General features: G+C 72.9%; 18 protein-coding genes. 9 read left to right on the top strand and 9 right to left on the bottom strand.

Translation table 11 applies throughout. The annotated features are described in order from the left end of the window. Positions 1–88: 88 nt before the first annotated feature. Positions 89–1,276 carry an acetyl-CoA C-acetyltransferase gene (locus FVA95_RS06290; RefSeq protein WP_149663356.1) on the bottom strand — a complete coding sequence of 396 codons (1,188 nt, stop codon included), beginning with the start codon at positions 1,274–1,276 and terminating at the stop codon, positions 89–91. 138 nt (positions 1,277–1,414) lie between these two features. Here FVA95_RS06290 and mce point away from each other — a divergent pair, with 138 nt between their 5' ends. The 3 genes from mce (at position 1,415) to FVA95_RS06275 (ending at position 4,927) form a co-directional block, all read left to right on the top strand. After that, the gene (mce, locus tag FVA95_RS06285) at positions 1,415–1,873 is read left to right on the top strand and encodes a methylmalonyl-CoA epimerase (protein WP_020623309.1); all 459 of its coding nucleotides are present in this window, start codon (positions 1,415–1,417) and stop codon (positions 1,871–1,873) included. A gap of 212 nt (positions 1,874–2,085) precedes the next feature. Then, entirely contained in the window at positions 2,086–3,417 is a 1,332-nt protein-coding gene (gene ccrA / locus FVA95_RS06280) for a crotonyl-CoA carboxylase/reductase (protein WP_149663355.1), read from the top strand. Positions 3,418–3,559: 142 nt separating this feature from the next. Then, on the top strand, positions 3,560–4,927 hold the full coding sequence (locus tag FVA95_RS06275; protein ID WP_149663354.1) for a hypothetical protein: 1,368 nt from the start codon (positions 3,560–3,562) through the stop codon (positions 4,925–4,927). 21 nt (positions 4,928–4,948) lie between these two features. Here the strand turns inward: FVA95_RS06275 and FVA95_RS06270 are convergent, their stop codons facing one another. The 4 genes from FVA95_RS06270 to nucS all read right to left on the bottom strand — a co-directional run bounded on the left by FVA95_RS06270 (position 4,949) and on the right by nucS (position 9,502). Continuing rightward, a complete protein-coding gene (locus FVA95_RS06270; protein ID WP_149663353.1) occupies positions 4,949–5,185 on the bottom strand; it encodes a hypothetical protein in 237 nt (78 codons plus the stop codon). A gap of 100 nt (positions 5,186–5,285) precedes the next feature. After that, positions 5,286–7,070, bottom strand: a complete 1,785-nt coding sequence (locus FVA95_RS06265; RefSeq protein ID WP_149663352.1) for a 3-hydroxyacyl-CoA dehydrogenase family protein — start codon at positions 7,068–7,070, stop codon at positions 5,286–5,288. A 144-nt stretch (positions 7,071–7,214) separates the two neighbouring features. After that, the gene (locus FVA95_RS06260) at positions 7,215–8,747 is read right to left on the bottom strand and encodes an aldehyde dehydrogenase family protein (RefSeq protein ID WP_149663351.1); all 1,533 of its coding nucleotides are present in this window, start codon (positions 8,745–8,747) and stop codon (positions 7,215–7,217) included. A 95-nt stretch (positions 8,748–8,842) separates the two neighbouring features. Continuing rightward, the gene (nucS, locus tag FVA95_RS06255; RefSeq protein ID WP_020621452.1) at positions 8,843–9,502 is read right to left on the bottom strand and encodes an endonuclease NucS; all 660 of its coding nucleotides are present in this window, start codon (positions 9,500–9,502) and stop codon (positions 8,843–8,845) included. 87 nt (positions 9,503–9,589) lie between these two features. Between nucS and FVA95_RS06250 the strand changes: the two genes are divergently transcribed. Further along, complete coding sequence (locus FVA95_RS06250) at positions 9,590–10,084, top strand: NUDIX hydrolase (protein ID WP_240051315.1); 495 nt, start codon at positions 9,590–9,592, stop codon at positions 10,082–10,084. Positions 10,085–10,207: 123 nt separating this feature from the next. Here the strand turns inward: FVA95_RS06250 and FVA95_RS06245 are convergent, their stop codons facing one another. Together FVA95_RS06245 and FVA95_RS31920 are read right to left on the bottom strand one after the other, a co-directional pair. Further along, complete coding sequence (locus FVA95_RS06245) at positions 10,208–11,458, bottom strand: cytochrome P450 (protein ID WP_149663349.1); 1,251 nt, start codon at positions 11,456–11,458, stop codon at positions 10,208–10,210. Further along, complete coding sequence (locus FVA95_RS31920; protein ID WP_240051309.1) at positions 11,455–12,249, bottom strand: TetR/AcrR family transcriptional regulator; 795 nt, start codon at positions 12,247–12,249, stop codon at positions 11,455–11,457. The genes FVA95_RS06245 and FVA95_RS31920 overlap by 4 nt, the downstream gene beginning before the upstream one ends. Positions 12,250–12,310: 61 nt before the next feature. Here FVA95_RS31920 and FVA95_RS06235 point away from each other — a divergent pair, with 61 nt between their 5' ends. Genes FVA95_RS06235 through FVA95_RS06225 form a run of 3 tightly spaced genes read left to right on the top strand, consistent with a single transcriptional unit; the run spans position 12,311 to position 15,205 of the window. After that, positions 12,311–13,084, top strand: a complete 774-nt coding sequence (locus FVA95_RS06235) for an enoyl-CoA hydratase-related protein (protein WP_149663348.1) — start codon at positions 12,311–12,313, stop codon at positions 13,082–13,084. A gap of 23 nt (positions 13,085–13,107) precedes the next feature. After that, entirely contained in the window at positions 13,108–14,013 is a 906-nt protein-coding gene (locus tag FVA95_RS06230) for a transporter substrate-binding domain-containing protein (protein WP_149663347.1), read from the top strand. Positions 14,014–14,050: 37 nt separating this feature from the next. After that, positions 14,051–15,205: a hypothetical protein gene (locus FVA95_RS06225; protein ID WP_149663346.1), complete on the top strand. Its 1,155-nt coding sequence runs from the start codon at positions 14,051–14,053 to the stop codon at positions 15,203–15,205. Between the two features lie 39 nt (positions 15,206–15,244). Here the strand turns inward: FVA95_RS06225 and FVA95_RS06220 are convergent, their stop codons facing one another. Continuing rightward, complete coding sequence (locus tag FVA95_RS06220) at positions 15,245–17,263, bottom strand: protein meaA (RefSeq protein WP_149663345.1); 2,019 nt, start codon at positions 17,261–17,263, stop codon at positions 15,245–15,247. 218 nt (positions 17,264–17,481) lie between these two features. Here FVA95_RS06220 and FVA95_RS06215 point away from each other — a divergent pair, with 218 nt between their 5' ends. Continuing rightward, complete coding sequence (locus tag FVA95_RS06215) at positions 17,482–17,814, top strand: hypothetical protein (protein WP_149663344.1); 333 nt, start codon at positions 17,482–17,484, stop codon at positions 17,812–17,814. 4 nt (positions 17,815–17,818) lie between these two features. Here FVA95_RS06215 and FVA95_RS06210 read toward each other — a convergent pair whose 3' ends face one another. Further along, on the bottom strand, positions 17,819–18,157 hold the full coding sequence (locus FVA95_RS06210; RefSeq protein ID WP_149663343.1) for a DUF1206 domain-containing protein: 339 nt from the start codon (positions 18,155–18,157) through the stop codon (positions 17,819–17,821). 190 nt (positions 18,158–18,347) lie between these two features. On the opposite strand from FVA95_RS06210, the gene FVA95_RS06205 reads away from it, so the two are divergent. After that, positions 18,348–18,564 (top strand): sigma factor-like helix-turn-helix DNA-binding protein (locus FVA95_RS06205; RefSeq protein WP_193564260.1); only part of this gene is annotated, 217 nt, incomplete at its 3' end.

Here is an 18,564-nt window from a genome sequence, read left to right as displayed (position 1 = left end):
TCGGGCTCCTTGTCGGGACGGACGGGTGGATGCACGTCGGCCCCCGCCGAGGCGGGGGCCGACGTGGACCACACGGAGGTCGGGACGGTCAGGCGGAGGGGACGCGCACGATCAGCGCGTCGCCCTGGCCGCCGCCGCCGCACAGCGCGGCCGCGCCGACGCCGCCGCCGCGCGCCTTGAGCGCGAGCGCCAGGTGCAGCGCGATCCGCGCACCGGACATGCCGATCGGGTGACCGAGGGCGATGGCGCCGCCGTCGACGTTCACCTTCTCCTCGTCGATGCCGAGCTTGCGGGCCGAGACGATGCCGACCGCGGCGAACGCCTCGTTGATCTCGACGAGGTCGAGGTCGGCGGGCTGGATGCCCTCCTTCTCGCAGGCCTTGGCGATCGCGTTCGCGGGCTGCTCGTGCAGCGAGGCGTCCGGACCGGCGACGACGCCGTGCGCGCCGATCTCGGCGATCCAGTCCAGGCCCAGCTCCTCGGCCTTGGCCTTGCTCATCACGACCACCGCGGCCGCGCCGTCGGAGATCTGCGAGGCCGATCCCGCGGTGATGGTGCCGTCGGCGGCGAAGGCGGGGCGGAGCTTGCCGAGCCCCTCGGTGGTGGTGTCGCCGCGCACGCCCTCGTCGGTCGAGAAGACGATCGGGTCGCCCTTGCGCTGCGGGATCTCGACCGGGGCGATCTCCTGGTCGAAGGTGCCGTCCTGGGCGGCGCGGGCGGCGCGCTGGTGCGAGCGGGCGGAGAAGGCGTCCTGCTCCTCGCGGGTCAGGCCGTAGCGCTCGTTGTACTTCTCGGTGGAGGCGCCCATCGCGACCTGGTCGAACGCACAGAACAGACCGTCGTAGGCCATGTGGTCGGTGAGGGTGGTGTCGCCGAACTTGGTGCCCTCGCGGGACTTGGTGAGCAGGTGCGGCGCCTGGGTCATCGACTCCTGGCCGCCGGCGACGACGATGTCGAACTCGCCGGCGCGGATGAGCTGGTCGGCCAGCGCGATGGCGTCGACGCCGGACAGGCAGACCTTGTTGATCGCCAGTGCCGGGACGTCCATCGGGATGCCGGCCTCGACCGCCGCCTGGCGCGCCGGGATCTGCCCCGCGCCTGCGGTGAGGACCTGGCCCATGATCGTGTACTGGACCTGGTCGGGAGCCACACCGGCCCGCTCCAGCGCGGCCTTGATGGCGACACCGCCCAGCTGGGCCCCGGAGAAGCCCTTCAGGGAGCCGAGCAGACGGCCCATCGGCGTGCGGGCGCCGGCGACGATCACGGTTCCGGACACGGGGTCCTCCATCAGGCTTCGTTGTCAGGTGGGCCGCCACCATACCCACGGCGACGACCCGTCCGGACGCACCGAACGGTGGGGGTGACCAGCGGCACAGACTCCTACCGGCGAGTAGAACCGGTAGCTTCAGCCCCCATGACGACAACCGAGGACGCCCTGTCGCCGCTGGTCGTGGCCGTGGACCACGTGGGCATCGCGGTGCCCGACCTGGACGAGGCCATCCGCTGGTACGCGGACAACCTGGGCCTAGTCGCGGTGCACACCGAGACCAACACCGAGCAGGGCGTGCGCGAGGCCATGCTGGGCGCACCGGGCGAGGCCGCCGGCGCCACGAAGGTGCAGCTGCTCGCCCCGCTGAACGAGGACTCGACGATCGCGAAGTTCATCGGGCGCAACGGCCCGGGCCTGCAGCAGGTCGCCTACCGGGTCACCGACGTCGCCGCCGCGGCGGACGCGCTGCGGGCGAAGGGCCTGCGCCTGCTCTACGACGCCCCGCGTCGTGGCACGTCGAACTCGAAGGTCAACTTCGTGCACCCGAAGGACGCCGGCGGAGTGCTGGTGGAGCTCGTCGAGCCGGCCGCGGACGCGCACTGACGGGCGGAGGGACGGGCGGAGGGACGGCCGGGGCACGACCCCGTCCCGAAGGACAGTACGGGCGTCCGGTGGGGTGGATCACGAAGTGCGCTTCGGGTATCACCCTCACCGTCGACGTACGGTTACGATACTACGCAGTAACTTGCGGTATCCCAAGCACCATCGGGTGAGCCACCCGACTCCCCTGACAACGTCGCCATCGGAGGCCAGCAGTGAAGGACATCCGCGACGCCATCCTCGCCGGGCAGTTCACCGACGTCGGAGGCCTGGAGGTTCCCGAGCACTATCGGGGCGTCACCGTCCGCGCCGAGGACGTGGACATGTTCGAGGGTCTGACCACCAAGGAGAAGGACCCGCGCAAGAGCCTGCGCGTCGAGGACGTCCCGGTGCCCGAGCTCGGCCCCGGTGAGGCGCTCGTGGCCGTGATGGCCAGCGCGATCAACTACAACACCGTCTGGACCTCGATCTTCGAGCCCGTCTCGACGTTCAGCTTCCTCAAGCGCTACGGCAAGCTCTCGCCGCTGGCCAAGCGGCACGACCTGCCCTACCACGTGGTCGGCTCCGACCTCGCCGGCGTCGTCGTGCGAACCGGTCCCGGCGTCAACACCTGGAAGCCCGGCGACCAGGTCGTCGCGCACTGCCTCTCGGTCGAGCTGGAGAGCCCGGACGGGCACTCGGACACGATGATGGACCCGGAGCAACGCATCTGGGGCTTCGAGACCAACTTCGGCGGCCTCGCCGAGCTGGCCCTGGTCAAGTCCAACCAGCTGATGCCGAAGCCGGACCACCTCACCTGGGAGGAGGCCGCGTCCCCAGGCCTGGTCAACTCCACCGCCTACCGCCAGCTGGTGAGCAAGAACGGCGCCGACATGAAGCAGGGCGACGTCGTGCTGATCTGGGGCGCCTCCGGCGGCCTCGGCTCCTACGCCACCCAGTTCGCCCTCAACGGCGGCGCCACCCCGATCTGCGTCGTCTCCTCGGAGGAGAAGGCCCAGATCTGCCGCGACATGGGCGCGGAGCTGGTCATCGACCGCAACGCCGAGGGCTACCGGTTCTGGAAGGACGAGACCACCCAGGACCCCAAGGAGTGGAAGCGGCTCGGCGCGAAGATCCGCGAGCTCACCGGCGGTGAGGACCCCGACATCGTCTTCGAGCACCCGGGCCGCGAGACCTTCGGTGCCTCGGTCTACGTGACCCGCAAGGGCGGCCAGATCGTCACCTGCGCCTCGACCTCGGGCTACATGCACGAGTTCGACAACCGCTACCTGTGGATGAACCTCAAGCGGATCGTCGGCTCGCACTTCGCGAACTACCGCGAGGCCTACGAGGCCAACCGGCTCGTCGCCAAGGGCATGATCCACCCGACCCTGTCGCGGGTGTACCCGCTGGCCGAGACCGGCCAGGCCGCGAACGACGTCAAGCAGAACCTGCACCAGGGCAAGGTCGGCGTGCTGGCGCTGGCGCCCGAGGAGGGTCTCGGCGTGACCAACCCGGACAAGCGCGCGAAGCACCTGGACGGCATCAACCGCTTCCGGGGCGTCTGACGCCGCCGGGGTTCACCCCGCTATGGACAAAGGGCCCGTCCGTGTGACACGGACGGGCCCTTTGTCCATAGCGGGGTGAACCCGGTGACCCCCGGCCGTGAACTTACGGTCCGGCAACCCCCGCGACGGTACGGTGAATGACATGGCCGGCGACCACGACGTACCCGTACCCCGGACCGGTTTCTCGATCGCGCGCCGCGGCTACGACCAGGCGCAGGTCGACAGCCACCTGCGCCGGCTCGACGCCCAGGTGCGCATGCTGGCCGCCGACCGTGACGCCGCGGTCGCCCAGAACACCCGGCTGAGTCGCGAGCTCGACGATGCACGGACCCGGGCCGAGGCCATGCAGCAGCAGGTCAACCGGCTCGCCGGCCCGCCGCAGAACGTGCAGGGCATGAGCGAGCGGCTGCGCTCCATGCTGCGCCTCGCCGAGGACGAGGTCGCCGAGATGCACGCCAAGGCCGACCGCGAGGTCGCCGACCAGCGCCGCCGCGCCGAGGAGCAGGCCCGCGCCCTGATCGAGGAGGCCAGGGCCCGGGCCGAGCAGACCGTCGCCGACGCCGAGGCCCACGCCGCCGAGGCCGCCCGCCGCTCCGCCGAGCGCGACCGCGGCCTCGACGAGAAGCAGGCCCGCGTCGAGCGCGAGCTCGCCGAGCTGCGCGAGCGCACCGAGACCGAGCTGGCCGAACTCCGCCGCCGCACCGAGGCCGAGCTGACCGAGCTGCGGACCACGACCGAGCGCGAGCTGGCCGAGCGGCGCAGCACCACCGAACGCGAGCTCGCCGAGGCCGAGCGCACCGTCACCGAACGGATCACCAGGGCCGACGCCGAGGCCCGGGAGAGCCGCGAGCAGGTCGAGCACGACTTCCGGATCGCGATGGACCAGCGCCGCGCCGAGGCACTGACCTCGCTGTTCGCCGAGCGCGACGCCCTCGAGGCCGACATCTCCCGCCGGGAGCGCGAGGCCGCCGAGCGGATCCGTCGTGACCTCGACCAGGCCCACGCCGACGGCGAGAAGATCCGCTCCGACGCCCGCCGCGACGCCGATGAGACCACCGCCGCCGCCCGGCGTCGGGTGGAGCAGCTCACCGAGCTGCGCGCCCGGCTGACCGAGCAGCTGCGCGCCGCCCGCGCGCTCATCGAGTCCGGCGTCGACGACCTCGACGCCGGCCCGGACCTGGCCGACCTGCCCGTCGACCAGCCGCCCGCCGAGCGGTCCTCGGTCGACCGGCTGCCCGCCGAGCAGGCGTCCATGGGTTCCGCGGCCGCCGAGCCCCGCACCTCCGGGGCTCCCGCGTCGGGTTCGGCCGACACCCCCGCGGCCGTACCCCGCACGGTCGAGGAGGCCGTCGCGGCGCGGGAGCGCCGGTCCGCCGCGACCGCGGAGGACGAGTCGGGGTCCCCGACCGGGTCGACGGGCAGCGGGTCGTCCGGATCCGGCCGCCCCCGGCCCTCGCCGCGGGCCCGCAGCGGCTACAGCGGCGGCAAGCGCGCCGCACGCACCCGCTGACCCGGAGTCGGTCCGCTCGGCTCAGCGCCGCCGGAACCCCGCGCGACGACGGTCCCGCGCGTTCCAGCACGGCAGGTGCCAGTGCCGCCGCTCCTCGACACCGCGGCCGTCGTCGGCGGGCCAGGTCACCACGTGGGGCATCCCCGAGGGCAGCAGCTGGTCGCAGCCGGGGCACCGGTAGTGCTTCACCGTGGTGCCTCCCGGCACCCGGCGGACGTAGTGCTCGCCGTCGCGGCCGCTCTCGAGGTCGGTCGTCATGCCGCTGCCCAGCGGTGGCGCAACGGGACGGCCCCGCCCCCGTTCCGAGGGGCGGGGCCGTCTGCCACGTCCACGAGCCATGCGACAAGTGTCGCAAGCGCTACCGCTTGGTGTAGTCCCGGAAGCCGTGACCGGTCTTACGCCCGAGCCGGCCCGCGGTGACCAGGTGCTCCAGCAGCGGCGCGGGGGCGAACCCGGCCTGGTGGAACTCGGCGTACAGGGACTTCTGGATCGCCAGCGACACGTCGAGCCCGACGACGTCGAGCAGCTCGAACGGCCCCATCGGCAGGGCGCAACCGGTCTTCATGGCGGCGTCGATGTCGTCGGCGGTGGCGTAGTGGGCCTCGAGCATCTTCACCGCGTCGTTGAGGTACGGGAACAGCAGCGCGTTGACGATGAACCCGGCCCGGTCGCCGCAGCTCACCGGCACCTTCTTGAGCTTCTGGCACACGTCCAGGACGGTGGCGGCCACGTCGCGCGAGGTGCCGATCGTGGACACGACCTCGACCAGCTTCATCACCGGCGCCGGGTTGAAGAAGTGCATGCCGATCACGTCGCCCGGGCGCTGGGTGACCGCGGCACACTCGACGACGGGCAGCGAGGAGGTCGTCGTCGCCAGGATCGCGCCGGGCTTGCAGATCTCGTCGAGCGCGCCGAACATCGCCCGCTTGACGTCGAGCTCCTCGGCGACGGCCTCGACGACCAGGTCGACGTCGGCCATGTCCTCCAGCGCGGTGGTGCCGCTGATCCGGGCGAGGACGGCGTCGCGGCCGGCCTCGTCCAGCTTCCCGCGGGCGACCGCCTTGTCCAGGGACTTGCGGACCAGCGCGACCGAACCCTCGACCTTGGAGTCGCTGCGGCCACGGACGACGACGTCGTAGCCGGCCTTGGCGAACACCTCGACGATGCCCGAGGCCATCGTGCCGGTGCCGATCACGCCGACCCGCGCCACGTCGCGCAGGGTCACGTCCTCGGGAACGGCGGAGGCCGGGGTCTCCCCGTCGGCGACGACGGTGGAGCTGTGCGGTGCGGAGTAGGTGTAGAAGCCGCGCCCGGTCTTCCGGCCGAGCAGGCCCGCGGTGATCATCTGCTTGAACACCGGGTTCGGCGCGTGCATCAGGTTGCGCGACTCGCCGTACATCGTCTCGAGGATCTCGTAGGCGGTGTCCAGGCCGATGAGATCGAGCAGGGCCAGCGGGCCCATCGGGTAGCCGCAGCCGTAGCGCATGCCGGCGTCGAGGTCCTCGCGGCTGGCGTAGCGCTCGGCGTACATCTTCGCGGCGTGGTTGAGGTAGCCGAACAGCAGCGCGTTGGCGATGAAGCCCGCGCGGTCGCCGATGACGACCGGGACCTTCCCGAGGGAGTCGGCGAACGCCTGGACGTCGGAGATGACGTCGGGCTCGGTGACGACGGTCCGCACGACCTCGACCAGCTTCTGGACCGGCGCCGGGTTGAAGAAGTGCATCCCGACGACCTTGCCCGGGCGCGTGGTGCGCACGGCCAGCTCGGTGACCGACAGCGACGAGGTGTTCGAGGCGAGGATGGCGTCCTCGGCGACGACCTTGTCGACCTCGGCCAGCAGCGCGGTCTTGGCGTCCAGGCTCTCCGGGATGGCCTCGACGACCAGCTGCGCCGGTGCCAGGTCGGCCAGGGTGGTGGTCACGGTGATGCGACCGAGGAGCTCGTCGGCCTGCTCCCGGGTGAGCTTGCCGCGCTCGATGGCGCGGTCGGTCGAGGCCGCGAGGTGGGCTCTGCCGCGCTCCCCCGCGGCGTCGTCCACCTCGACGGCGATCACGTCGAGACCGTTGCGGGCGAACACCTCGACGATGCCTGCCCCCATCGTGCCGAGGCCGACCACTCCGACGGTCCGGAACTCACGTGCCACGCTGCAACCTCCACCGATTCGACAACCTTGTCTTCCGCGTCGGCGCCGATCCTGTCATCCAGAGGTGCTACCAGTGGGTAACATGCGACCAGGACCACCCCGCCGTGCGGGAAGGGCCCTGGTCGTCGGGGGAGGAAGGGCGCCTCAGCGCCCGTGCCGGGCCTTCACGATCCCGACGAGCGTCTGCATCGTCCGCGCGGTCCGCTTGAAGCTGGTGACCACGATCGGCATGCCGAACCGCTGCCGGGCGATCGACTGGGCGCGGGTGAACTCGCGCAGCCCGTCGGCGCCGTGGATGCGGCCGAAGCCGGACTCCCCCACCCCGCCGAAGGGCAGCGACGGGATCCCGGCGAAGGAGATCACGCCGTTGATCGAGACCATGCCGCAACGCAGCCGCTGCGCGATCTGCTCCCCGCGCTTCGCGGAGAACACCGTCGCGCCGAGGCCGTATCCGGTGGCGTTGGCACGGCGGACCGCCTCGTCGACGTCGGGCACCCGGTTGACCACGATGAGCGGGCCGAAGGTCTCCTCGGTGACCGCGACGGAGTCCTCGGGCACGTCGGCGATGACGACCGGGGAGATCGACCCGCCCTGGGCGGGCACCGAGTCGGCGCCACCGACGATCGCGCGGCCGCCGCGCTCCAGGGCGTCGGTGACGTGCCGGCGCACGATCTCGGTCTGCGACGGCATCGTCATCGGCCCGAGGTCGCCCTCGTTCGTGGCGGTGCCGACCTGCAGCGCCGACGCCGCGGCCCGCACCTTCTCCAGGAACCGGCCCGCGACGGACTCGACGACGTAGACCCGCTCCACCCCGACGCAGGTCTGCCCCGCGTTGGACATCCCGCCCCAGACGGCGGCGTCCGCGGCTCCGTCGAGGTCGGCATCGGCGTCGACGATCAGCGGGTCCTTGCCGCCGCACTCCATGAGCACCGGCACCAGGTTCTCCGCACAGGCGGCCATCACCCGGCGTCCGGTCGCGGCGGACCCGGTGAACGCGATCTTGCCGATGCCGGGGGCGCGGCACAGCTCGGCGCCGGTCGGCCCGAACCCGGTGACGACGGTCAGCAGCGGGTACCGGCCCACCTCGGGGACCGCCTCGGCGAGCGTGCGGGCGATCTCGTGGCCGACGCCCGGGGTCAGCTCCGAGGGCTTGAACACCACGGTGTTGCCGGCGGCCAGCGCGTAGGCGATCGAGCCCATCGGTGTGAAGATCGGGTAGTTCCACGGCCCGATGACGCCGACGACGCCCAGCGGCCGGTACGCCACCGACGCCGCCTGGTTCGCCATCAGCAGGCCCGGGGACACCGAGCGCCGCCCGAGCACCTTCTTCGCGTTCGCCGAGGCCCAGTCCAGGTGGTCGATGGCGAGCACGACCTCGAGCCGGGCGTCGTCGAGCGGCTTGCCGGTCTCGGCGGCGACGACGCCCGCGACCCGGTCCAGCTGCGCGACCAGCACCTTCTTCCACGCCGCGAGCCTGCGGCGGCGCTCGTCGAAGCCGAGCCCGTCCCACCAGACGGCGGCCTCGGCGGCGTCCCGGACCCGGGTGCGGACGTGCTCGCCGTCGTGCACGGGGTAGCGGGCCAGCTCCTCGCCGGTACGGGGCGAGAGCGACGCGAAGTCCCCGGAGCCGGGGGCGGCGGCGGTCGTAGGGGTGGAGTCAGCGGCGGTGGCACTCACGTGACCAGGCTAGACGCCGCGGCAGGGCCCGGCCGGGCCCGCGCTGGCCCGCCGGGGCCGCGCCGACCCGGTGAGGCCGCCTCGGACCAGCCGCCTCAGAACAGGAGCAGGTCGTCGCGCGCCATGCCCCGCAGCGCGTCGTAGTCGACGGTCACGCAGCGGATCCCGCGGTCCACGGCCAGCGTGCGGGCCTGCGGCTTGATCTGCTGGGCCGCGAACACCCCCTCGACCGGCGCGAGCAGCGGGTCACGGTTCATCAGCTCCAGGTACCGGGTGAGCTGCTCGACGCCGTCGATCTCGCCGCGGCGCTTCACCTCGACCGCGACGTGCGCGCCGTTCCCGTCGCGCAGCAGCAGGTCGACCGGGCCGACCGCGGTCATATACTCGCGCCGGACCAGGGTGTGGCCCTCCCCGAAGGTCTCCGGGTGCGCGGCGAGCAGCTCCTGCAGGTGCGCCTCGACGCCGTCCTTGACCAGGCCCGGGTCGACGCCCAGCTCGTGGCTGGAGTCGTGGAGCACCTCGTCGATGGTGATGACCAGCGACTCGTCGGCCTTGTTGCGCACCGTCCACACACCGGGCTCCTCGGTGAGCCAGCACGGTGGGGACATCCAGTTGAGCGGCTTGTAGGCACGGTCGTCGGCGTGGATGCTCACCGAGCCGTCCCGTTTGACCAGCAGCAACCGGGGGGCCATGGGCAGGTGGGCGGTCAGCCGTCCGACGTAGTCCACCTGGCAGCGGGCGATGACGAGACGCACCCGCCTCACTGTAGGGCCGAGCGGATGGATCACCCTGGGCGGGTGATCGAGCAGACCTCGACCCGGCAGGTGTACGCCAACGACTGGATGACCGTCCGCGAGGACGGCATCCGGCTCCCGGACGGCACCGAGGGTTTCTACGGCGTCGTCGACAAGCCCACCTATGCCCTGGTGATCCCCCGCGACGACGACGGCCGCCTGCACCTCGTCGAGCAGTACCGCTACCCGGTGGGTGGCCGCCGCTGGGAGTTCCCGGCGGGCACCGCACCTGACCGGGCCGACCAGGACCCGGCCGAGCTGGCGGTGCGCGAGCTCGTCGAGGAGACCGGGCTGGCCGCGGCGCACATGACCCTGCTCGGCACGCTCGACTGCGCGCCGGGCATGTCCAGCCAGCGCGGGCACGTCTACCTCGCGACCGGGCTGACCGCGGGGCCGCCGCGCCGTGAGCACTCCGAGCAGGACATGCGCGCCGCCTGGTTCACCACCGCCGAGCTGACCGCGATGATCCGCCGCGGCACGCTCACCGACGCCCAGTCACTCGCCGCCTGGACCCTGCTCTCCCTGCACGACGCGGGCACCTGACCGGCGCCCACGGCCGCCGTTCGTGATCGCCGCTCCATGATCACCGCTTCATGATCACCGGGAGTGGAGCGCCGGGTGCGTCCGGCTGCACCATGGGCTCCACTCCCGGCGATCACCCGCGGGTCACCCGACGCGCACCGGCAGCGCCGCGACCCGGCTGAACCCGGGGCGGGGCAGCCACACGACCTCGTCGGCGGGCACGGCGAGCCTCAGCCCGGGGAACCGTTCGAACAGCATCCGCAGCCCCACCTCGCCCTCCTGGCGGGCCAGCGCGGCGCCCAGGCAGTAGTGCGCGCCCTGCCCGAACCCGACGTGCCCCTCGCCACGGCCGGTCGGACGGGCGAGGTCCAGCTCGTCGGGACGGTCGAAGGCCCGCGGGTCGTGGTTGGCCGGGAGCAGCCCGGCGATCACCGGGGTCCCGGCCGGGATCGCGGTGCCGCCCAGCTCGACGTCGACGGTCGGATAGCGGAGCTGGGTGAACTGCACCGGGCCGCGGGCCCGCATCAGCTCGTTCACCGCAGCGGGCCAGCCCGCCGGGTCGGCCCGCAGCGCGGCGAGCTGGTCCGGGGCGCCGAGCAGCGCCAGCGCGCCGTTGCTGAGCAGGTGCGCGGTCGTCTCGTGCCCGGCCATGACGATCGCGAAGATCATCGTGACCATCTCGCGGTCCGAGAGCCGGTCGCCGTCCTCCTCCTGCGCGGCGACGAGCGCGCTGATCAGGTCGTCGGTGGGCTCGGCCCGGCGGGCGTCGACGAGGGCGTGCACGTGCGCGATCGCCGCCCGCAGCGCGGGCCCGGTCCGCTCGCGGTCCATCGTCGTGAGGACCGAGCCCCACTCGTGCCACTGCGCGCGATCGGCCTCCGGCACCCCGACGAGCTCGCAGATCACCGTGATCGGCAGCGGGTAGGCCAGCGCCTCCACCAGGTCGACCGGTGCCCCGCCGGCCCCGGCGGCGGCGACCTGGTCGAGCAGTGCGGCGGTGATCTCCTCGACCCGCGGGCGCAACGCCGCGACCCGCCGCACGGTGAACGCCCGCGACACCAGCCTGCGCAGCCGGGTGTGCTCCGCGCCGTCGACGGTGAGGATGGTGCGCAGCAGGTAGTCGGCGACGTCGGCGGGGACCCCCATCTGCTCCATGATCGTCTCGCGGGTGTCCGGCCCGCCGGCCAGCGCCGGGTCGGTCACGAAACGCGGATCGGTCAGGACGGTGCGGACGTCGTCGTAGCGGGTGGCCAGGACGGCGGGCGGGCTGCCCATCATCGTCACGGTCGCGGTCGGGGCCTGTTCGCGCAGCCGCCCGTAGGCCACGTACGGGTCGGCGGTCACGGCCGGGTCCATCAGGTCCACGGCTCCACCGGGAGTGCTCGGTGCGGTCATCTCACCACTGCCTCTCTGGCGCGCTCGGGTCGGCGGACGCGTCGTCTCCACTCCTCGTCGATGTGGTCGACGAGCGGTCGGTACAGCCCGGCGACCTCCGCCGCGACGCCCGCGGCGCCGGCCGCGGGGGCGGGCCCGGCCAGCAGCCGGAACAGGCCGTGCTCGATCAGGGCGGCGGTGCGCTCGGGCCCGGACGGCGCGAACGTGCCACCCGGGCCGTCGGCGAGGAGGAACCCCCGGGCCGTCGCGCCCCAGACGTGGATCTGCTCGTCGACGGCCAGGTCGTCATCGACGAGACCGGCCGCGCGCAGCACCCGGAAGTGCTCCCGGACGACGTCGTCACGGTGGCGCCCGAGCTCCCCGAGCGTCCCGGCGGCCTCGTGCGCGAGCCGGCCGAGGACCTCGTCGTCGCCCCGGTGCAGGGCCCGCGCCACGTCGTCCTCCGCAAGCCGCTGGTGGAACATCCGCGACATCCCCCAGGGCAGCGCGAGCACCGGTTCGACGAGCATTCGGTCGGCGAGGTCGGCGAACAGCCGCCGCTGCGCCCGCAGCAACACGGTGAGGAACAACGCGTCCTTGGTGCGGACGTGCAGATAGACGGTGCCCTTGCCGATACCGGCCCGGCGCGCGACGTCCTCGATGGTCACCCGCCGGTAGCCCTGCCGCACGAGCAGCTCGCCCGCCGCGTCGAGCACCCGTTCCATCCGGGCGGTGTCCTCCGCACCCGGTCCGTCCGGTACCGCCACCGCTCCCCCTCCGCGCTGCATGACCGGATCGACGAATCCGGTCACTGGGTCACGGTAGCGTGCCGGGGTCTCGGCGACGAGCGAATTCCGGGCTACCGTTCCTCGCATGACCGACTACGAGCACCTGCTGGTCAAGCAGGACGGCGACACGGTCCGGATCACGATGAACCGCCCGCAGCGACGCAACTCCCTCACCGAGGGCCACCTGCGGGAGCTGCTGGACGCGTTCGAGAGCGCGGGACGCAGCAACACGACCGGGATCGTGCTGGCCGGGGAGGGCAAGGCGTTCTCCTCCGGCCACGACTTCGGCGACGTCGCCGCGCGCGACCTCGCCGGGGTGCGCACCCTGATGCGGCTGTGCACCACGGTCATGCACACCGTCCAGTCGGTGCCCCAGGTCGTGATCGCCCGGGTGCATGCGACGGCTTGGGCGGCGGGCTGCCAGCTCGTCGCGTCCTGCGACCTCGCCGTCGCCGCGGAGTCCGCGACGTTCGCGCTGCCCGGCGGCAAGGGCGGCTGGTTCTGCCACACCCCGGCCGTCCCGGTCGCGCGGAACATCGGCCGCAAACGGCTGATGGAGCTGGCCCTGACCGGGGACCCGATCGACGCGGCCACCGCCGCCGACTGGGGTCTGGTCAACTACGCCGTCCCCGACGACGACCTCGACGCCCGCGTGGACGAGCTGCTCGCCCGCGCGACCCGGGGCAGCAGGCTGTCCAAGGCCGTCGGCAAACAGACCCTCTACGCCCAGCTCGACCGTCCCGAGGCCGATGCCTACGCCGTCGCGGCCGAGGTGATGGCGTCGATGTCGCAGTCCGGGGGCGCCCGCGAGGGCATGGCGTCGTTCCTGGAGAAGCGGGCCCCGCAGTGGACCGACTGATCGGCACCTAGGCTCGCGGAACCATGCACATCCGCACCACCACCCGGCTGAGCCGGCGCCGTCTGCTGGGGGCGGCCGCCGCCCTCGGCGGGACCGCGCTGGCCGGGCCGCTGCTGGGCGGCTGCGGCGGGCCGTCGGACCCGCTGTCGCGGCTGCGCGCCGGCGGCGACGTCGTCGTCGGGCTGTCCGGGGAGCGCCCGTTCGGCTACACCGACGGCTCCGGGCGGGTCACCGGGGAGAGCCCGGAGGTGGCCCGCGCGGTCGTCACCGGCCTCGGCGGCAGCGGCCTGGCCGCGGTCCAGACGAGGTTCGACCAGCTCATCCCCGGTCTGCTCGACGGCCGCTTCGACGTCATCGCGGTCGGGCTGACCATCACCGCGCTGCGCTGCCAGCAGGTCGCGTTCTCCCGCCCCGACTACGTGGCGGGTACTGGCCTGGTGGTCCCGGTCGGCAACCCCCTCGGTGTCGCGACGCTGGCCGGGGTCCGCCGCTCCGGGGCGACGCTGGCGGTGCTCGACGGCAGCGCCGAGCAAGAGTACGCACTCGCCGCGGGCATCCACGCCGACCACATCGTCACCGTCGACTCGCAGGGCGCGCTGGTGCGCGAGGTGGCGAACGGCGGCGCGCAGGTCGGTGCGCTCACCCGCATCGCGCTGCTCGACGAGGTCCGCCGCAACGCGGGCATCGGGCTGGAGGTGACCGCCGCGTTCGCCCCCGAGGTCGCGGGACGCCCGGTCGTCGGGGCCGGTGCGTTCGCCTTCCGTCCCGCCGACAGCGCCTTCCGCGAGGAGTTCGACCGCGGGCTGACCGCGTTGCAGGAGTCCGGGCGCTGGCTGGAGCTCGCCGCGCCGTTCGGGTTCACCGCGGCGAACCTGCCGCCGCGCGATCTCACCGTCGACGAGCTCTGCGCCCGCACCCCGGACTCGTGACCGACGCGCGCCGCCGGGGAGTGCAAGGATCCCGGTCATGGCACTGCGCATCGCGGGGATCCACGTCCCCGGCCCGTCCGACCTGCTCACCGGCGCGGCATCGGTGGTCGAGGCGACCGGCGAGCTCGCCGGGACCGTCGCCGGGCTGCCCGCGCGGGCCGGGGAGCTACTGGAGGAGGTCGGCTCGCTGGTCGGCCGGATCGGCACGATCGCGACCCGCGCCGAGCAGCTGCTCGACCGGGTGGACGGGGTCGTCGACCGGGCCGAGGGGCTGATCGGGACCGTCGACGCCGTCGCCGGGGAGGCGACCGGGCTCGTGTCCCGGATCCGCCCGGTCGCCGAGCAGGCCGAGGCGCTCGTCGCCCGGGTCACCGGCGTCGCGGGGAACGCCGAGGAGCTCGTCGGACGGGTCACCGGCGTCGCCGGGAACGCCGAGGAGCTGGTGGCGCGGGTCGGCAGGGTCGCCGACGAGGCCGACACCCTGGTCCGCAAGGTCACCACCGTGTCCGAGCAGGCCGACGGCCTCGTCCGGCGGGTCACCACCGTCTCCGACGAGGCCGGCGAGCTGGTCCGGCGGGTCACCACGGTGTCCGAGGAGGCGGGCGACCTCGTCCGCCGGGTCACCACGGTCTCGCAGAACGCCGAGGGCATCGTCGAGCAGGTCTCGGTGGTCACCGGGAACGCGAGCGGGCTGCTCGCGCGGGTCGACACCGTCACCGGCGAGGCGGGCGGGCTCATCCGCACCGTCGGTGAGATCAGCGAGCGCGCCGGCGGCCTCATCGGGCAGGTCGAGACCGTCACCACCGACGCGACCGGTGTCGTCACCGCAGCGAAGGCGGTGTCCGACCGCGCCGGAGAGGTCGTCGGGCAGGCCGCGGGCGCCAGCGAGCAGGCCGGTGAGCTGCTGGACCTCTACGGCCCGCTGGCCCGCCGGGCGGCGCCGCTGGCCCAGCGCTTCGTCGACGAGCTCTCCGAGGACGAGGTGCGCGCCGCGATCCGGCTGGTGGACCAGCTCCCGAAGTTCACCGAGCACATGGAGGACGACATCATGCCGATCCTCACGACGCTGGACCGTGTCGGACCGGACGTGCACGAGCTCCTGGACGTGCTCAAGGAGGTCCGGCAGGCGATCGTCGGGATCCCCGGGTTCAAGCTGCTCAGCCGCCGCGGGAGCGAGAAGGAGGAGAGCTGAGCTCCCGGCCGGGCGGCGCGTACCGCCCGGCCGGCACGGTCAGCCCAGACCCTGCGACTCCCGGATCAGGGTGACGATCTCGTCCATCATCCCGGTCAGGCGGAAGTTCTTCGGCGTGAACACCGCCGCGACCCCGCCCTCGCGCAGCCGCTTCTCGTCCTCGGGCGGGATGATCCCGCCGACGACGACCGGCACCTCCCCGGCCCCGGCGTCACGCAGCCCCTGCACGACCGCGGGCACGACCTCCAGGTGCGACCCGGACAGCACCGACAGCCCGACGGCGTGCACGCCCTCCTGCACCGCGGCCGCCACGATCTGCGACGGCGTCAGCCGGATCCCCTGGTAGACGACCTCGAACCCGACATCGCGGGCGCGCACGGCGACCTGCTCGGCGCCGTTGGAGTGGCCGTCGAGGCCGGGCTTGCCGACCAGCATGCGCAGCCGCTGGCCCAGCTCCTCGCCGGTGGCGCGGACCCGCTCGCGGACCTCGGAGATCTCGGTGGCGCCCTCGCCGGACATGCTCGCCCCCGCCACTCCGGTCGGGGCCCGGAACTCCCCGAACACCTCGCGCAGCGCCCCGGCCCACTCGCCGGTGGTCACGCCCGCCTTGGCGCAGTCGATCGAGACCTGCATGAGGTTCTGCTCGGTCTTGGCCGCGTCGCGCAGCGCCCGCAGCGCCTCCTCGACGGCGTCCTGGTCCCGCGCGGCCCGCCACTCGCGGATCGCCTCGACCGCGGCCCGCTCGGTGGCCGGGTCGACGGTGAAGATCGCGTCGGCACCCTCGGCCTGCAGCGGGCTCGGCTCGGTCGTGTCGAACTTGTTGACCCCGACCACGACCTCCTCGCCGGACTCCAGCCGGCGACGGCGGGCGGCGAGGGAGTTGACCAGCTCGCCCTTCATGTAGCCGGACTCGACGGCGGCGACCGCGCCACCCATCTCCTGCACCCGGTCGATCTCCGCGCGGGCGCCCTCGACGAGCTCGGACACCTTCGCCTCGACGACCCGGGAGCCGTCGAAGATGTCCTCGTACTCCAGCAGGTCGGTCTCGTAGGCCAGCACCTGCTGCATCCGCAGCGCCCACTGCTGGTCCCACGGCCGCGGCAGGCCGAGCGCCTCGTTCCAGGCCGGCAGCTGCACGGCGCGGGCACGCGCGTCCCGGGACAGGGTGACCGCGAGCATCTCCAGCACGATGCGCTGGACGTTGTTCTCCGGCTGCGCCTCGGTCAGCCCGAGCGAGTTGACCTGCACGCCGTAGCGCAGGCGTCGCTGCTTGGGGTTCTGCACGCCGTAGCGCTCGAGGGTGATCTCGTCCCAGAGCCGGCCCAGCGCCCGGAGCTTGCACATCTCCTCGACGAACCGGATGCCGGCGTTGACGAAGAACGAGATGCGTCCGACGACGTCGCCGAACTTCTCCGGCGGCACCTGCCCGGAGTCGCGCACCGAGTCGAGGACGGCGATCGCGGTCGACAGCGCGTAGGCCAGCTCCTGCGTCGGGGTCGCCCCGGCCTCCTGCAGGTGGTAGCTGCAGATGTTGATCGGGTTCCACTTCGGGATCTCACCGACCGACCACGCCACCATGTCGGTGATCAGCCGCAGGCTGGGCCCGGGCGGGAACACGTAGGTGCCCCGCGACAGGTACTCCTTGACGATGTCGTTCTGGGTGGTCCCGGCGAGCTTCGCCCGGACCTCGGCGTAGTCCAGACCGGACTGCTCCGCCTGCTCCTCGGCGACGGCCACGTACAGCGCGAGCAGCCACATCGCCGGGGCGTTGATCGTCATCGAGGTGTTGGCCTCGGCGACCGGGATCCCCTCGAACAGGGTGCGCATGTCCCCGATGTGGCTGACCGGCACGCCGACCTTGCCGACCTCGCCCTTGGCGAGCTCGTCGTCGGGGTCGTAGCCGGTCTGGGTCGGGAGGTCGAAGGCCACCGACAGCCCCGTCTGGCCCTTGGCCAGGTTGCGGCGGTACAGCTCGTTGGTCTTCTCCGCCGAGGAGTGACCGGCGTAGGTGCGGATCACCCACGGACGGTCGCGCTCACGATCGGTGGGGTACGGCACCGGGACCTCCGTGTCGTCGCGGGAGCACAGTCGGCACTGCCTGTGATGCGGACAGATCCTACTCGTCAGTAGCCGACGGCGGGCACGGAGTCGTCCCTCGTCACAGTCGGCATGTTCGGCAAAGTACGCGATCCGCACGGGAAACCGAGCGCTGGATCGGTTCACCACCCGCCCCCTCGGACAGGGCGTGTCGCCCGTCCGGGTGCGACGATCGGCGGATGGAGCTGGACCTGGTCCCGCGGCTCGGCGCGGTCATCGGCATCGCGATCGTGCTGGCGGTGCTCGCGCTGCTGCTGCGCTGGACCTACGGCCACCAGAAGCACCACGCGCTGCCCACCGACGACCCGGACGACCCCGTCGCGACCGGCCTGCTCACCGAGGTCTCCCGGGTACCTGGGCCGGAGGCGGCGCAGGTGCTGCGCGACCGGCTGCGCTCCGAGGGCATCCGGGCGACGATCTCCCGCGCCGACGACGGCGGCTGGGCACTGCTCGTCTTCCCCCGGGACGTCGGGGACGCCCGCGTGGTGCTCAGCCGTCGCTCGCTGGACTGAGCGCTCAGCCCACCCGGTGGTAGCGGGCGTCGAGGAAGCAGAACACGCCGTAGCAGGCGATCCCCACGCCGACCGCGACCAGTAGGAACACCCCGTAGGGCTGTTCGCGCAGCGTCTTGAGCGCGGAGTCCAGCCCGTTGGCGCGCTGCGGGTCGAAGGTCAGTGCGGCGACGCCCAGCAGGATGCCCAGCACGCCGATCGCGATCCCCTTGGCGATGTACCCGGCCTGTCCGGTGCGGGCGTTGATCCGCCGCAGCCGGGTGTCGGCGCCACCGAGGTCCTGGTCCTCGGTGAACGTCGTCCGGTAGCCGTTCCAGGCCATCACCCCGCCGCCGATCAGCACCCCCAGCCCCAGCAGCGCGGTGAGGACCTGCCCGCCCGGCAGGCCCAGCAGTCCGGCCGTCGCCCGACCACCGCCACCGCCGGACGTGCGTCCGCTGATCGCGGTGGTCGCCGCGGTGTGTCGACGACGGCCTGAGACTGACCCCCTGACGTCGGATTGGGATTGACCCCTTCTGGGCGACGCTGAGGGGGTGTTGTCGGTGGAGGACTGGTCCGAGATCCGTCGTCTGCATCGGGCGGAGGGTGTCCCGATCAAGGAGATCTCCCGCCGGCTGGGAGTCGCGCGGAACACGGTGCGTTCGGCGCTGCGGGCGCCGGGCCCACCGCGGCGGGAACGGGGCCCGCGGGGTTCGCTGGCTGATGCGGTCGAGCCGCAGGTGCGGGCTCTGTTGGCGCAGTTCCCGCGGA

The sequence above is a fragment of the Pseudonocardia sp. EV170527-09 genome, assembly GCF_008369905.1.
In the GTDB taxonomy this organism is placed as follows: Bacteria; Actinomycetota; Actinomycetes; order Mycobacteriales; family Pseudonocardiaceae; genus Pseudonocardia.
Note: the sequence above shows the minus strand (reverse complement) of the source record. Positions and strands in the feature narration are given on the sequence as shown.

What these genes read in the sequence shown, in the direction of transcription:
- FVA95_RS06215 (WP_149663344.1), top strand. Translation starts at nt 17,482, where the DNA reads ATGGAGCTGGACCTGGTCCCGCGGCTCGGCGCGGTCATCGGCATCGCG.
- mce (WP_020623309.1), top strand. Translation starts at nt 1,415, where the DNA reads ATGACGACAACCGAGGACGCCCTGTCGCCGCTGGTCGTGGCCGTGGAC.
- FVA95_RS06225 (WP_149663346.1), top strand. Translation starts at nt 14,051, where the DNA reads ATGGCACTGCGCATCGCGGGGATCCACGTCCCCGGCCCGTCCGACCTG.
- FVA95_RS06235 (WP_149663348.1), top strand. Translation starts at nt 12,311, where the DNA reads ATGACCGACTACGAGCACCTGCTGGTCAAGCAGGACGGCGACACGGTC.
- FVA95_RS06245 (WP_149663349.1), bottom strand. Translation starts at nt 11,458, where the DNA reads ATGACCGCACCGAGCACTCCCGGTGGAGCCGTGGACCTGATGGACCCG.
- FVA95_RS06230 (WP_149663347.1), top strand. Translation starts at nt 13,108, where the DNA reads ATGCACATCCGCACCACCACCCGGCTGAGCCGGCGCCGTCTGCTGGGG.
- FVA95_RS06250 (WP_240051315.1), top strand. Translation starts at nt 9,590, where the DNA reads ATGACCGTCCGCGAGGACGGCATCCGGCTCCCGGACGGCACCGAGGGT.
- FVA95_RS06270 (WP_149663353.1), bottom strand. Translation starts at nt 5,185, where the DNA reads ATGACGACCGACCTCGAGAGCGGCCGCGACGGCGAGCACTACGTCCGC.
- FVA95_RS06275 (WP_149663354.1), top strand. Translation starts at nt 3,560, where the DNA reads ATGGCCGGCGACCACGACGTACCCGTACCCCGGACCGGTTTCTCGATC.